Here is a 15,628-nt window from a genome sequence, read left to right as displayed (position 1 = left end):
ATTTTCAGCAATTAAAAAAGTGGAGTGTTTGGTTCACTAAGAATTCGGGCGGATAGTTCACTCAACACTTGTTCTGTTCGTTCAAGCAGTTTGTCAATGTTGGTTGGCTCTGCAAGAAAAGAGTCTGGGCCGTTTTCTATTGAAGATATATATTGTATCGTGCTGATGAATAAGACAATATCCAATCCGGGATTCTTATCTGTATGCACAAAAGAAAGAATTTCGTTCATCGTCCATTTGTCAGGTAAGATCGTTGTTTGGTGCTCATGAATGTACAAAGCCTTGATCATGGCAGTCAAAGCCCAGTCACAGAGAATCAGGCAAACTTTCCTTTGGCTATGCTTATGCATCATAAAAGCCAATTTCATATGATATCCAGCAAGTTTTTGATAATCGAACACATCTCTTTTCACATTGGAAATCTCATCAGTTAAGTACAATAAAGGTTTATCGATCTGCCGATTCATGAAGGAGTGCATTTCATTCAAGTCCAACAACCCCTTTATCCGTTTTACTCTCTGTACAAAAAACTGGTGTGTATTTTTTAAGTTTTGGGCAAGATATAGATAAAATATTACTATATAGTAGTTTTTTAATCAAATTACTTATTAAGTATTGGTTAATCAACCTCTATTCTTTCTCTACACTTCTAATTAAAGAGAGGTGTACCCATGTCAGAACTTTTGGAGTTAGTTGGTGCAAGAATAAGAGATCTTCGGAAATCCAAGGATCTATCTCAAGAGGCTTTAGCTGAAAAGGCAGGATTTAATACAAGCTATATCGGATTCATTGAACGCGCGGAGCGTAACATCTCTTTGAAAAATTTGGATAGAATCGCGGATGCTCTTGATGTCGGCGTTAATCAATTATTTACATATGTGAATGAAAACGAGGCACTCTCCTATGAAGATAATAACATTCAGAAACTAATTACCATCCTGAGAACCCATGAACCACATGAAATAGCTATGGTTCTCAATGTGATCACTGAAATTTTCAAAACGTATGATAAGAAATAACAAAAAGGCAACGTTCACTCGATTAGGAGTTGATCGTTGCCTTTTTTGGATGTGATATCTTGAAGATTGTAATCCATTTCTGAATTCGCGCATTATCCATTAGATAAACGCTTTAACCGCTGCAAAATACTCCCGGATCATATTGATCGGTTTCAGATAACCCGGTGAAGGAGCGGAAATGCCGTATTCGGCAGCGTAACCGTTCTTGGCGGCCAAATACTTGGATCTGAACATATGGTAATCACTTGTGACAATCATGATCTTGGGATGCTCCAGCCCGGATGCATCAATGATTTTTTTAGAAAAAGCCATATTCTCCTGGGTGCTCGTCGATCGATCTTCCATAATGACTTGTGTGGGGCTGATCCCCTGATCAACAAGGTAGTTTTTCATGGCGAGTGCTTCCGGAATCGATTCTCCCGGCCCCTGCCCACCGGATACAATCACTGGCGTCTGAGGATGACTGCGGATATAGTCCAAACTGGCATCCAGCCTTTGTTTCAAGGTCAATGACAATTCAGTTCCCTTGATGCCCGAGCCGAGAATAATGACATAGTCCGCTTCTTCAGGATCATTCGCGTTAAGCTGAGTAAACACAAGTGCTTCGATAATTACAAATGAAACCGCAGCGATCCCGAAGCCAGTAAGCAGAATGCGTTTCAGCAGGATATGCTTTTGATAATCAATCCGCCTCAACACGATAAAGGCTACAGTGATCAGGCCAAAAAACTTCACCGCGAAGTTCCAGCCCCAGAAAACAAGGAAGAACACAAAACATGCAATGAAAATAAGATCAAGGATTAGGCCTTTTTCTCGTATAAACTTTTTCATAAATCCAGTAACACTCCTTCTCGGGCCTTCACTTCCGTCATATGCCCTTGATTCAGGATTTTATGATCGTGAGCTTGGGCCACTGTTGTTGCCAACATTTCTTCTCTACACGATGATTATAGTAGTCTGCATCCGTGAAAAACGGACTTTGGCGTACGATTAACGCATACAGATCCTCCAGCCCATGCGGGGCACAGATACGCACCTGACCTTGTTCATCTAACCGCACACCTATGGCTGTGACGATTTCTGGCCAATACCGAAGGGCATCTTCTGTGGATTGATAGGGCTTGTTTCCATTACGCAGATGCATCCTCGCCTGATTTTTCACCGACCATATGGAATTGCCTGTCTGCTCGCGAAGCCCTTGTTCCAGTAGCAGGTCCCGCTCCTCACGCATATCTTCCGTATCGTAGTAAATAACATCAATATCGCTGTGAAGTTCGCGAAGAGGATAGCCATGAAGCACATCCCAGATATAATTGCGAATATACCCCGCACCTATGTAACACTGAGGCAGATCCAGACTGCGAATCCGCCGCAGGTCATGCATTAATTGTTCATGCTCCGTAATCGCCTGGATCAACTTTTCCTCATGCAGCATATAACGTCTCTCCCCGTCACTCTGTCCATTTCATTGTAGAGCTATCATTGCTCGCTTTTACATTACCGACACGCTGCTCCTCCCAATATATCATGTTTGAGTACCTGCGATAAAATAAACAAATCCCCTCAGGCAGTCATCCTAGGCTCATCTGAACAGATGTTCCTTAAGATCATTTACCCTGAGGGGATCAATTGAAGAAGATTGAAAAAGCGATTAGGCCAGTGGCTTTTCCGAATACGTGATCTGCATTTTCTACATTTTACGTTGGATTATCCAATAGCGTCAGTTGTCCTTGCTTCTCCTGCATGCGGAAAATAACGGGTCGTTCCTTCGGATGATTGTTCGGAGCATGAATGGTGAGACACAGTTGTCCTTCGAACGTACGAAACAGCATCCCATGTCCTCCATTATTGGCGAACAACGGCTTGTCATCCTGCTTCCATGGACCTTGCGGTTTACCGGACACCGAGCGGGCCAGCCCCAGTGTATAACCGTCTTGACCGGATGTGGACCACATCATGACGAGTTCATCATTTTGCATACGATACAGAAACGGACCGTCCGTGACATAACGGTTTCGCTGTTCTCCACCTCCGACAGACCATGGCGCTTCGGAAGCTTTGAATAACAGATCAGGCTTGCCTATCGTTCCTTTCAGATCCGGTTTCAGACGTACCGCGTACATCTCCCCATCCTCCACCTGCACCCATTCCTTGCAAAAGATCATCCACGGATCACCCTGATCGTCCACATACAATGTACCGTCCAGGCATTCCCAATCTGGTGGCGTCAGGGAGCGACACCACAATTCAAAAGGCCCTTCCGGCTGATCAGCCACCAACACACCTGTTACCCGCGAAACACCTTCCGCCTTGAAGCTGGCAAACATATAAAAGCGACCTTCCCATTCATAGACTTCCGGGGCCCAATAGTGGTGATCGGACCAGAAGTCCGCAGGTGCACGGAAGCATGGGGAAGGACCACTCCAATGGATCAGGTCTTCACTCTCATAGACATCAAAACCGATGGCTGGGCCGTTCCACACATTTTGCCCGATAGAGCCATATAAATAATATTTCTTGCGCGATGGTATAGCCAGTATGTAGGGATCACGAAAATGAATATCTTCCAAACGGTGCACGTTCAATGGTTCATCCTCCTCATGAGAGCGGTTCATTAACCATGAGTATACACCATATCTCCAAATACTGGAATTCCACTAACCCCACATGCCTATCAGCAATATGCCGCCAAAAATAACGACGGAACAGAGAATACGCTTCTTCCCCTGCTGTTCTTTCAATAACAAAATACCGAGGAAGGCCGCAAATACTGTTCCTACTTCCCGAAGCGGGCCCAGTCTGGCCATTGGCGCCTGCTGCAATGCGAACAGAAACAACAAGTACGAGCCCGGATTCAGCAGCGCTCCCAGCATAATAGTTGATCGGTTCTTCTTCCATTCCTGACGCAGTTGGCGGGAAGCGAGCAGCGCCGGAGTCAAGCCGGCAACAAAGCCAATGTTCGTCACTTCCAGTAACGACAGGGGTGAAATATGCTCTAGATTTAATTTGTCCACGAACACATAACTGGTTGTACATAACCCGACACATAAGGCCATCAGAACCGGCTTTGATCCTGTTACACTTGAGCCAGATTTGCCAACTCTGCTTCCCACACCACTGAGCACCGTAAATCCTACAATCATGCAGGCAATACCGACCCAGCCGAACATGGACAACGTTTCACCCAGAAAAGCAACACCGATCAATGGCACCAACAAGGTGCTCGTTCCCCGCATAATCGGATAAATCTGCGACAAATCGCCCAATTCATACGTCTGCGATAGCAGCCAGGAATACAAGGCTTGCAGCGCCATCGATAACACGAGTAGTGCATAGGCTGGTATGGATAAAGGTTCCCGTACCAACTCCACGATAAGCACAGGCAACAGTATTACGGTTGGAATCATCATGATGGACCATAAAAACACACTTTTGTTTAAACTGCGTTTGGTGAACATACTCCAGACAGCGTGAGCCATCCCGGAAGCGAGCACCAGAACTATAGGTAAAATCATAATCAAAACGTTCCTCTCTAATGCCTTGCTCTTCTATATTCTCTAATGTGCCAAAGTGCTCTCAGGTTGATGTTCTGGCTGTTCCTTCACGACCGATCCGTCTTCCAGACGAATCCAGGTATCAAAGCTGCGTTGTCCCGCCTGCAATTGAATGACCCGTCCTCCGCGCAGCATGCCTTCCCTTCCATATGTACTGTGTCCACTCGAACGCCCGTAGCAGAGACGAATGCCGTGGTAAGTCCCCTGAAAATCATTCACATGATCATGTCCGCAAAAGGTCCCCATCACATCGCCCATCTCCAGCAGTGCAGAGAACAGACCCGAGTTCACTTGGGCAGAGCAGACAGGTTCATATTTGCTGCCGTAACAGATCTGTGTGTCCCACATGGACTGATATTCAGGAATCGGGATATGGAAAAACGCCAAGGCTGGGAGCTTCTCCCCGCGGCTGCGGCCGGGATTAACGCGTGTGGATTCAGACATCAGCCACTGGATCTGATTAGGCTGAATCCAGCCATAACCGGGAATGGACTCGAACTGGGAATAGTTCCCCGAATCGAGTAAATACAACACTGCTGCCGGACAGCCATCCGCTCCGGCAATCTCCAATGTGTAATTGCCTAGTCCCGCAATCTCACGCGGTCCAGGTTCTGTCACGGTATGCGCATGCTCCTGAATCACATCCATTAATGCATCGGGGGTAATCCGATTCTCTGTATCATGGTTGCCATACACAAAAGCCCACGGAATACCACGCTCTTCCACTACCGACACAGCATCCCGGAATGCCTGCTCCGGGTGTTCACATTCCTTATTGCCAGGATCGACTGGTCCCGTGTAGATGACATCGCCTGTAAAGACAACCAGATCGGGCTGTTCCGCTTCAATGACAGTTTTCATTAATTGCCTGGTCCGAAGATCTTCAGGTCGCCCATCTTTCCAGTGTAGATCTGTAAACTGCACGATTTTGAATGCTCCATTTGCTTGAAAAGCAAGCTGACGTTTCACCCTTTTTTCCTCCCTGATGATCCATGTACTATGGATTGAAGTTTTCAATGTTGTTTGTTGTGGTTTCACGTTGTTTTATATGATCTTATCGTCACATCATATTGCTGTCAATACATATTAAGAACAGAATTTACTTCTCATTATACTCCTCATTACATTTCAAAATTGACAAGGTCTTCTCTCCAACTTAAACTATTAAAACAACAACAATCCACACTATCTCACAACTCTAAAATAAATAGAACTTAGATCGAAACTTCAGGAGGCACAAACATGTCTTTAACGTATGAAGAACGCAGACACACCATTCTTAACCAGCTAGCTACCCAGGGCAAGGTTCAGGTACAGGTTCTGGCGGATCTGTTTCAGGTGTCTACGGAGACGATTCGGCGGGATCTGGACCGACTTGAAAAGGAAGGCGAATTGCGCAAAGTATACGGAGGCGCTGTACGTGTACGCTCAGGCATGATCGAAGCCCCTTTTCAAAAGCGTGCGCAGCTTCAACTGAACGAAAAGCAGGCCATTGGCGTGGCAGCCGCCTCTCTGATTGAGGATGGAGAGACCATAATGCTGGACAATGGTACAACAACGCTGGAGATTATGCGGCAGCTGCGACATCGGTCTCAGGTGACCGTCATAACCAACTCCGTCCCCATTCTTACCTGTGCGCTAGAGGAGTTTGCAGGCAAAATCATTTTCGCTGGAGGAGAAGTCACCCCGGTCGTACAAGCCTCTACTGGACCCATTGCTCATGAATTGCTCAGTCAATTCAAAGTCAATAAGGCATTCATCTCAGCAGGTGGCGTGTCATTAACGGATGGGATCACAGATTATGTGCTGGAAGAGGCACTCATCTCCCGCAAAATGATGGAGCGTGCGGAGGAAGCCATTTTGGTAGCAGATCATACCAAGTTTGGACGTTCAACCTTCGCCCAGATTGCACCTATAAATCAAATATCCATGGTGATCACAGATTCTGGATGTCCCACAGAATGGATAGATGCTCTTCACCAAATGGAAATCGAAATGGTTCACAGCATTTGACAATGTGAGCCATTTTCTATATTTTAGAAGTATAATGATCGTTCTATCTTATTCTGAAAGGAGCGTATTACTTCTTATGAGCAGCAAAAAGGAAATGCTGTTGAACGTGGCTGAGGAATTATTCTACCTGCACAGCTTTCATTCTATCGGCTTGAAGCGAATCATCACAGATGCCGGGATCGCCATCATGACGTTATATAATCACTTCAACTCCAAGGATGATCTCATTGTTGAAGTACTTCGGCGGCGCGAACAGCGCTATCTGGAACAGCTGCGGCAGTATGCCGACAACAAAGCGCAACCCGTATTCCTCAATCTGGCGGAAGGACATGCACGCTGGTTGATGGAGCATGAGTCGAGAGGATGCTTGTTTTTGCGTGCCAAGGAGGAATTTGGCGGAGATCCAGACAACGTCATTGTACAAACTGTCAACGCACATAAAAAACATGTGATGACCTTGATTAAAAATCTTGATCCTGCCGCAAGTGACCGTGCAGTGTTGCAATTTAACCTGTTGCTGGAGGGTTCTACTGCACTCGCTGAGACAGAAAATGTAAATAGCGTCTGCCGGGAACTCATTGACATGACGCAGAATAGTTTCAAGTAGTCCCACACCGGGTGAGTTAGTAGTTCAACTCACTTTTTTATTTCAAAGAAAATATAATGATCGTTCTATCTAAAAGGCGGTGGATTTGATGAAAAAAATTATTTTCCCAGGGATTGCCCTTATCGCTGTATGTTATGCATTCGGGAGATTCAGCTATGGGCTGTTTATGCCGGAAATCTCGGAAGCACTCCAACTGGACGATGCCCAATCCGGAGCAATCAATTCCGCAACCTACATTGCGTACTGTCTGTCTCTACTTAGTGCCCCACTGTTAATTAATCGCATTGGGCACTATCATGTCATTCAAATAGCGGGCGTTAGTGCTGTGCTCGGTTTATTGGGCATAGCCTTGTCTCCAAACGCGTTTGTTCTCACACTAGGTGTATTTCTTGCCGGATTAAGTACAGGCTTGGCCTCTCCTGCATTGGGTAACACCGTCTACGCTGAGCTTGCACCTGAGCAGCAAGCCAGGGGGAATAGCTGGATTAACACAGGTACCAGCTTTGGCATTATCGTATCCGGTCCGATCTACTGGCTGTTCACCGAGTATTGGCGTTTTACCTACATCTTCTTTGCTGTTCTGGGTGTTGTAGTAGTGTTATGGAATAGACGTGTTCTTTCCCCACGCAAAACAAAGCCTTGTACCAAATCCCTCTGGGCATGCATGAAGCCGACCAGACCCGGTGTGGCTCTGCTCATGGCTTCCCTTCTGACAGGTATCAGTTCTGCGATCTATTGGACCTTTGCCCGAAACTTCCTCACCGACGAAAAAGGGGCCTCCGATTCGGAAGCCGTACTGTTCTGGATTGTGATGGGGATTATGGGGATTCTCGGCGGGTGTGCTGGTCGGATTATTGAACGCATCGGAATTGGATGGTCCTATCGGATAGGCCTTCTGCTCTTGTCTGTTTCACTTGGCGTTATCCTTCTTCCATCGATGGCCGCCAGCCTGGTCTCAGCTGTTATGTTTGGCAGTACCTATATATTTCTGACCAGTGTATTCATCGTGTGGGCGACCAGGTTATTTCGCCCAAATACGTCCATCGGAATCAGCCTTGCTTTTCTCGCGCTCGGTGCGGGGCAGTTCATAGGTTCATCGATAGCGGGGTACACCATTGAGATGTTCTCCAACACGACAGCATTTCTGGCCTTTGCTGTACTGGGTCTGTTCGGATTACTTATTCGGGTGAAATAGCCAGACCCTTATCCTACAAACAAGCAAACCAACAGACTATACATCCGCTGCGCATCTGAAACCAATATGCCCAGTAGATGTATCAGGCGTGTTGGGGATTCTGGCCGCCACTCTATAGCGATTGCAGTAGGAACGGTGGCATAGGTAGGAACCGCCTTTTAACACCTTGCGGTCTTCATGAGGAGATAATTCCGTGGCAGCATCCGCAGCCTTCTCGTGATCCGTAACGTAGTTGTCTGCGCACCACTCCCATACATTGCCTGACATATTATAAAGTCCGTATGCATTGGGAGGAAACGATTGAGATGGAGCGGTGCCTGCATAACCGTCGGCTGCATTATTTTTCGTTGGAAATACCCCCTGCCAAATGTTGCAATAGTGCTGTCCATCCGGCCTTAACGTATCGCCCCAAGGATATTTTTTCTGAATTAGGCCACCCCGGGCTGCATATTCCCATTCGGTTTCTGTAGGCAGACGTTTACCCGCCCAGCGGCAATAGGCATTGGCATCATTCCATGAGATATGAAGAACCGGATGATCAGAGCGATCTTTTATATTAGAATCGGGTCCTTCAGGATGAGCCCAGTCTGCACCTTCAACAACCCACCACCAGGGTGTCTGTTGTACCACGTTTCGAACTTGAGCCGCCGTTTGCGGAGAAACGAACAGATGAAAAACAAAAGACCAGCCAAACCGCTCCGCCTCAGTCCGATACCCCGTCTCACGAACAAACTGTGCAAATTCCGCATTGCTTACCGTACAGGCATCCAGATAAAAGGAGTTCACCTGAACTTCTCTGACGGGGCCTTCTCCATCCGCTGCAAAAGCTTCAGGGTCATTCGTGCCCATCAGGAAACGTCCACCTTCAATACGAATACTTTCTTTCTTCTCTGCTCTATTGGTTAGAGCTATTGTGAAGTCAGCTGAATAACTGGTATGACTTGATGGCTTGTCCTCAACAGCCTCTACCAATGCAGCCGTTTCCTCTGGCAGACTCTTTTCCTCGAGCTTGCCGCCCCGACTTGCAGCGCAGCAGCAGGAAGAAGGTTTCTTTGGCAGCCGATCATGCATCTCAAGCATCCCCTTCATGGTTAGGTTTAAGACTCGTTCTCCCTATTGTACACGGCAGGGCGAATATTGGGATACGGTGGTGTTGTCATTCCTTCACCCAGATAATAATCGGTTAGCAAAGACTGCATATATCCTTTGACAGCCAGTCCGTTACGGTATGCCGGATTATGCGGCAGTGTGTAGATGCGAACATCTGACGGTATCGTCGTTCTGTACAGACGCAACTCTTGGAAATCACTCGTCTCATACAGAATTTCCTCCCGCCAGTCCCCGAGCAGATCCCCATAGAGTACAGGGGCGTTTCTGGAATTCACACGCACATCATCAGCTGTAAACAGACGTGTCGTCGTGTCCTGCTGCCAGTCCCACTTTTCCACAAAGTTCTTATCCAGCAGCTCGCCGAGCACATCTCCATCCCACCAGATTTTGAAGTTCGTTGATGGTTGAACCGAACTGATCACTTCACCATCCACATTATAAATATTGCCTGAACTGGACCACATCTCAAGCCCGCTGCGTCGTGGATCAATATCCGCCAGCGTTCCCCTTGCCACGTCCTGGGGCAGTTCTCCCGTGCGAATGATCTCACCCGTCGCTGCATCCGCGTAAAACCAAGGAAATTGATTAACGTTGCCGTTCTCCGCCTGCTGAATTCCAAACTGCTCCAAACCCGGCCGATCCGGATCAATATCCGTAATGTGGAATCGATCACCATGGACTACACCAGGCAGACTGTATAATGTCTCTCCATTATCATCCAGTGCCCAGCCGCCAAAAGAAACCTCGTCCTTTCCATCCCCATCGAGATCCAATATACGAATCTGGTGGAAAAACTCACCGTCCGCCCCTACATGTCTCCATCGCTCGGTTAGGGCTCCACCTGCATAATCATAAGCTGACGTCACATACTGGAAATTCCGGCTGAGCGCACGATTCTTGAGCGCCGTAATCAGACTCGGATGTTCACCATCCAGATAAGCTATACCGAAATGCCCGCTGAGCGGTCCATCGGCTGCATAATTATTCGTAATTGTAGTACGTGCAGCTTCTGTACCCGTCAATCCATCCACAACAGATACATATTGTGCGCGCTGCACCGTAGCAGGGACGACCTGACCATCGGCAAACGTCACACCTTCAAAGGTACGCAGCAGTACCTCAGCCTTTCCGTCACTATCCAGATCAAACACTGTAATATTGTCATTGTCACGCCAGCCGCCCAGTCCAGCCACACCGAATTCGCTTACCGAAGCAGGTGGTGCATTATATGTATCGATCGTGGTCACGCTGTAAGGCCCCAGATCAATTCGCCATAGGAAACCTTCGGTCAAGCTGTACGCCTCCACATATTTGTTGCCTCCATTCACCGGAATCCGGGTGACCACAACTTCATATTCTCCATCGCCGTCCAGATCCCCTGGCCAGCCATGCTGGACAAAATAATCGGACGGATTGGACGTTATATTTTGCAGCGGAATACTGAAATAATTGCGAATCTCGGGGTTTGCGGCCAGCACTACTTCTGCACTTGCACCCTGCAAAGTACCATCCACATAAGACTTCACGATATACGTATGACTCTGGTTTACATCCACGTCTGTATCCGTATAGTTGGTTCCCTGCGTCAAAGGCTGGGCATTCAGCTTCACCTCTTCTGTGCCCGTCCGTCGATAGACATTGAAGGTAGCTTGCTGCGGTTCGGTCCCAAGTAAACGCCAGCTCAGATAGACTTGGTTCTCCCCCAGGTACACCGCAGTAAGGCCTCGTCCCAGGTCTTCTACCAGCCGTGGTGCAGACACTTCTGCGGCCTCTGCCTTGGGTGCTAAACCTCCGGGTGAAGCCAAGCCTGTCAATCCAATGACTCCACTTAATAGCCATGTGAACAGTACTTTCTTTCCTTTTGCCACAGTCATTTCGGTTTTCATCAATGATTCCCCTCCATCGATTAATTTGCCAAACTCATAAACCGTCTGTATCTCACATCAAGTTCCCCTGCCTTATCCGGTCATAAAAAAAGCAAAGCAGATGATCCGCGCCCCTTTAGCCGACATCGTTTAATCGTCTAATCGTGGGAGCAATCTTCGCTTTGCCTCCGGTTGCCCGGTCAACGGATACACTTGGTCCTTCACACATTTACATAAACAACTCAATGTTACTCTCCTTATGTCTCCAGCGGCTTGGTGCCACCACGATCATAGAAGAAGGGTCCCTTGGCCCAGCTGACGGCCAGATGCATTAACAGTTCAGTCTTTAACTGTTCCCGGATTGCAGCATGCTGCTCTTCATCATATAGATTCGTCCATTCATGGGGGTCAACGGTCAGGTGATATAATTCACCTTTTGTTTCATGCACCCTGGAGGCCGATTCCGCAACAGAGCCTTCGAGGTACAGAATGAGCTTCCACTCCGTTGTACGCCACATATAAGCCGGGGCCGAATGGGGCGCTGTTACACCTTTACCATGAAATTCACAGAACGTTCCGCGATGCCGGAGTTCACCCAATAAGTTCACACCCGGTAGCATCGGGTTGGCCTCTAATCCTGCTGCTTGCGTTAATGTGGGGACAAGATCGACCAATTCGGCGGGTTTCTGATCCCTCGTTCCTCGCTTCTGTTCCGGGATGTATGTACCGGACAAAATGAGCGGAACTCTAACGCTGCTGTCATACAGATTGTATTTGGTGAAGCGGTATTGCCTTTCCCCCAACATCTCTCCATGATCCGATACAAATACAATCAGCGCATTCTCCAGCCTTCCGAGCTGCCCCAGCTTATTCAATGCCAACCCAAAATAGTGATCCAGCCAGGAGCAATTCGCCCAGTACCTCAATGTGGTTCTTCTTCTCTCCTCCGAACTGCGCTGCTCCCATACGGCCTTCTTGTCCAGATACGACTGACGACTGTTCACATTCAGATCATCCGAGGCTGCCAGATGGGTATTCAATTCGTCTTCCCAAGGTGGCTGCGGAATGTCCGGGATATCCTCCAGTCGGTAGAGGTCTTCAAATTCTTGGGGTACGTTGAACCCGGCATGCGGCTTGAGAAAGGACAAATAAAAAAACAGTGGCCTCTCCGTGTCTACTCCGTCTTCCAAAAATTGCAGTGCCTGTTCGGCTACCCATCCATCCCGATGCTGGTTCATCGGAATTCGGCTAGTGAACCCGGTATAACCGTTGACATTTTCCTCCCCGCCGCCAAAATCCTTCGTCTCCTGATGATACGCCTCCAGCGCTTCGGGATGGGTGTCCCCCATCATCGTTGCCCCCTGCTCATAATGGCCGCTCTGGCGGGAGAGACCGATCGATCTCACTTCAAACCCACGTGTGGATGGCTTGTCTACACCCTCGCTATGGTTCCAATGCGTTTTCCCAAAGCCAGCCGTCTGATACCCTGCGCGATGCATCAACTCCGGCAGCGGCTCAGAAGGCAGCTTGTCTTCCTCAAACAAACCACCATAATTCGTTCGAACCCCCAGCTGTGAGGGATAGTATCCCATCATCATGGAGCTTCGGCTGGGTGCACACATCGGGGATTGGCAGACCGCATCCTGGAAAGCGATTCCCTCGGCTGCAAGCTTATCCAGATTCGGCGTATGAATATGTTCATTAAACGTTCCAATGCAGTCCCATCGCTGCTGATCCGTCATAAGAAAAATAATATTGGGCTTATGATGTGACACGTTAGATCCCACACTCCTTTCGGCAGAAAATTATACGGAACGGTTACCACGCGAATGCCCGGTTTGCTTGCGAATGTCTTCCCGGTACCGACTCGGCGTCGTGCCCTCGCTTTTCTTGAACAAACGATTAAAATAACTCGCCTGATAACCGACCTGCTCCGCAATTTCGTTGATCTTGACGTCTGTTGATTCGAGCAGCTCTTTAGCCCGATTCAATCTGATTTCGGTTAAATAATCCACAAAATTCTGTCCAAATGTCTGCTTGAAGGCCCGGCTTAACGTGTAGGCATGAATCCCGTGAAGGTCTGCCAGTTCATCCAGCGATAACGCTTCAGCATATTGCCACTCGGCGTGCTCCTTCATCTGATGAACGGCCATCTGTATCTGCTTCTCTTCCCTGCCTGTGAATTCCTCTACACATACATGCACGATTCGTTCCCTGAACCACTGAAACAATTCATCCAGATCATGCAAATGCACCACTTCCTCATACATTGCCAAGCCGAACAGTTCAACCGGATTTTCACCTAATTGCAGCAGGGCATGCTGTATCCGCGCCAGCAATTGGAATAACGCCTGACGAATGTGCTCCTCTGGCGATTCAGACCCTTCGTATGTGTCTATAAATCGCCCAAAATGCTCCAGAGCTAATTCCTCATCCCCACTGCGCAATGCTGAAATGATGTCCTGCTCCAATTCGAGTGGATAAGCTCCTCTTTGCTTCACATCCTGCTCCGCCTCCTCATTCATATCCATGATTGATAGGTTGGAAGAGAGCTGCCTTTTCCTCAATACGGATCGTGATTCTCTAATCAGCTGTGGAATGTGCGAGGCGTCCGATGTGAGTTTGCTAAGGACCACCGTCAACCTGATATTCAATTCCGAATGTACACTGTCCATCCACTGTTGGCCCATACGCATCAGTTCATTTCTGAACTCAGCCGTATCCGGCTGGATCTTCGGAGGAACTGCAAGCAGCAAGGCAATGGACATATCATGATAATTGAGTGTCTCAGCCCGATAAGGAAGCTCCTGCAATTGTCTGCCCACTATGTCTGTTACGGCAAAACTGATCCACTCTTGGGATTCACGCCCATGATGTTCACTCCCATGAAGAAGAATAACTTCAGGACGAATATGGGCAAGCATAATAACGAACTGTTCATCCCTTAGGTCCCATCCGAGCTGGGACAGTCGTTCCCGCCATTCACGGTCTGATGGCAACAAGAGATGACCAAGGGTTAGCTGGATTAACAGGCTTTCCCGGGCAAGCGGCAGATGTTCTTCCAAGCGCTGTTGTAACGATTCCCGTTCCCGATTTATCCCGATCCAGCGCTGTTCGATATGCTTGATTTCATCCAGATGTACAGGTCCATTCGAGCGGATTGATGCTGATGAGAAACCTTTGGATAACGAAGACATTTCCGGTTTTTTAGCTTCTATCGCTGCCTCGGTCACGGTAAAGATCCGCAACAATTTGGTAAAAGGTTTATAGAGTTGGAGTGAACCGACCCAGGACAGGATTAGTGCCAGCAACAATCCCGCTCCATTCACAAGCAGCACGATACGGGGTACTGACACGATTGGAGCGACAATTTCATTGAGGGGAGCCGCGGAGATATAAGTCCAATTCGTACCCAGTCTGCGGAAGGTTCCTGATTGAACGGAATAGGTTATGTCGCCATACTCCATCAGGAAGGAAGACGGATTGGTTTCAAAATTTAACACACGTTCCCGAACGGCTTGCTGTAATCCACCCAGCTCTTTGTCCTGTGGCAGCATGGGCTTCCCCTGTTCATCCAGCAAAAAGGTTGTTCCGCCGTTATACGGGGATAAGGTCTGCAGCATGCTTCCCAGCTGTTGGTTATCTAGGGTGACGGTCAACGCACCAAGCGCATCATCATTTCCACCCGGAAGTCGATTCACCATCATCATGGAACTGCCCTCCAAGGAGCGGGACCAATACGTCGCCTGCGGCTGTTCGGTCAACCGTTCCATCTTTGTGATCTCACTGGGGTCACTTATAAAATCATATCGTTCCGAATCCATCTTCACGACTCGGGGTTCATCCAGATACAGCTGAACTTTGCCGATAAGTGTATTGGAATTCTGAATCATGAGCAGCAAACGATACAGTTCATGTACCTGCTTATATTTGTATACAAAATCAAGCTCTTTCAGGCGGTTATCAAAGACCGGATCGAACGCCCACTGGGAAAAGGTCAATTCAAGCGCATCCAATTGTTCGCTAACCCATGCAGTCCGCTGCTCGAATTGTCGCAGATGGGATTGCTGCAAAATGTTCTCCATTTTGACGGTGACCCAGCCGTACAACAACACACCTGTGATCACACCCGGAATGCAGGCGATAAACAGAATCATCATCAGACTGCGTCTGAAATAGCGCCCTTTGGGCAAGTTGTCTGCTGTGCACTTGAATAACATCTGTCTGTGCCTCCTTCCCGGGAATATAAGCCGAATATCAGCCGA

Annotated in this window: 13 protein-coding genes and 1 pseudogene; 4 read left to right on the top strand and 10 right to left on the bottom strand. The window is 48.0% G+C overall.

The features are described from left to right. Positions 1–11 precede the first annotated feature (11 nt). Positions 12–467 carry a hypothetical protein gene (locus AC4PM4_RS18240; protein WP_072734417.1) on the bottom strand — a complete coding sequence of 152 codons (456 nt, stop codon included), beginning with the start codon at positions 465–467 and terminating at the stop codon, positions 12–14. 204 nt (positions 468–671) lie between these two features. On the opposite strand from AC4PM4_RS18240, the gene AC4PM4_RS18235 reads away from it, so the two are divergent. Beyond that, a complete protein-coding gene (locus AC4PM4_RS18235; protein ID WP_491614226.1) occupies positions 672–1,019 on the top strand; it encodes a helix-turn-helix domain-containing protein in 348 nt (115 codons plus the stop codon). A 99-nt stretch (positions 1,020–1,118) separates the two neighbouring features. Here the strand turns inward: AC4PM4_RS18235 and AC4PM4_RS18230 are convergent, their stop codons facing one another. The 5 genes from AC4PM4_RS18230 to AC4PM4_RS18210 all read right to left on the bottom strand — a co-directional run bounded on the left by AC4PM4_RS18230 (position 1,119) and on the right by AC4PM4_RS18210 (position 5,542). Further along, positions 1,119–1,850, bottom strand: coding sequence for a YdcF family protein (locus AC4PM4_RS18230; protein WP_400346601.1), 732 nt, complete (start codon positions 1,848–1,850; stop codon positions 1,119–1,121). Positions 1,851–1,902: 52 nt separating this feature from the next. Next, a complete protein-coding gene (locus AC4PM4_RS18225; protein ID WP_491614225.1) occupies positions 1,903–2,454 on the bottom strand; it encodes a nucleotidyltransferase family protein in 552 nt (183 codons plus the stop codon). A 262-nt stretch (positions 2,455–2,716) separates the two neighbouring features. Next, a complete protein-coding gene (locus AC4PM4_RS18220) occupies positions 2,717–3,598 on the bottom strand; it encodes a glycoside hydrolase family 43 protein (RefSeq protein ID WP_491614320.1) in 882 nt (293 codons plus the stop codon). Between the two features lie 78 nt (positions 3,599–3,676). Then, entirely contained in the window at positions 3,677–4,534 is an 858-nt protein-coding gene (locus tag AC4PM4_RS18215; RefSeq protein WP_400346605.1) for a DMT family transporter, read from the bottom strand. 42 nt (positions 4,535–4,576) lie between these two features. After that, positions 4,577–5,542 carry a metallophosphoesterase family protein gene (locus tag AC4PM4_RS18210; RefSeq protein WP_491614224.1) on the bottom strand — a complete coding sequence of 322 codons (966 nt, stop codon included), beginning with the start codon at positions 5,540–5,542 and terminating at the stop codon, positions 4,577–4,579. Positions 5,543–5,815: 273 nt separating this feature from the next. Between AC4PM4_RS18210 and AC4PM4_RS18205 the strand changes: the two genes are divergently transcribed. From AC4PM4_RS18205 to AC4PM4_RS18195, 3 genes are all read left to right on the top strand, one after another. Further along, on the top strand, positions 5,816–6,586 hold the full coding sequence (locus AC4PM4_RS18205; RefSeq protein WP_063564152.1) for a DeoR/GlpR family DNA-binding transcription regulator: 771 nt from the start codon (positions 5,816–5,818) through the stop codon (positions 6,584–6,586). A 76-nt stretch (positions 6,587–6,662) separates the two neighbouring features. After that, positions 6,663–7,193: a TetR/AcrR family transcriptional regulator gene (locus AC4PM4_RS18200; RefSeq protein ID WP_491614223.1), complete on the top strand. Its 531-nt coding sequence runs from the start codon at positions 6,663–6,665 to the stop codon at positions 7,191–7,193. A gap of 88 nt (positions 7,194–7,281) precedes the next feature. After that, a complete protein-coding gene (locus AC4PM4_RS18195) occupies positions 7,282–8,388 on the top strand; it encodes an MFS transporter (protein WP_491614222.1) in 1,107 nt (368 codons plus the stop codon). 36 nt (positions 8,389–8,424) lie between these two features. Here the strand turns inward: AC4PM4_RS18195 and AC4PM4_RS18190 are convergent. The 4 genes and pseudogenes from AC4PM4_RS18190 to AC4PM4_RS18175 all read right to left on the bottom strand — a co-directional run. Beyond that, positions 8,425–9,252: pseudogene (locus tag AC4PM4_RS18190) on the bottom strand (formylglycine-generating enzyme family protein); the annotation flags it as partial. Positions 9,253–9,485: 233 nt separating this feature from the next. Further along, positions 9,486–11,384, bottom strand: a complete 1,899-nt coding sequence (locus AC4PM4_RS18185; RefSeq protein WP_218135398.1) for a rhamnogalacturonan lyase family protein — start codon at positions 11,382–11,384, stop codon at positions 9,486–9,488. A gap of 236 nt (positions 11,385–11,620) precedes the next feature. Then, a complete protein-coding gene (locus AC4PM4_RS18180; RefSeq protein ID WP_488731358.1) occupies positions 11,621–13,138 on the bottom strand; it encodes a sulfatase family protein in 1,518 nt (505 codons plus the stop codon). A gap of 30 nt (positions 13,139–13,168) precedes the next feature. Next, positions 13,169–15,583, bottom strand: a complete 2,415-nt coding sequence (locus AC4PM4_RS18175) for a helix-turn-helix domain-containing protein (protein ID WP_491614221.1) — start codon at positions 15,581–15,583, stop codon at positions 13,169–13,171. Positions 15,584–15,628: the final 45 nt, after the last annotated feature.

This window comes from Paenibacillus sp. MDV22-iso6 (genome assembly GCF_058408365.1).
The sequence above is the reverse complement of the archived record's forward strand: the minus strand, read 5'-3'. Positions and strand labels throughout refer to the sequence as shown.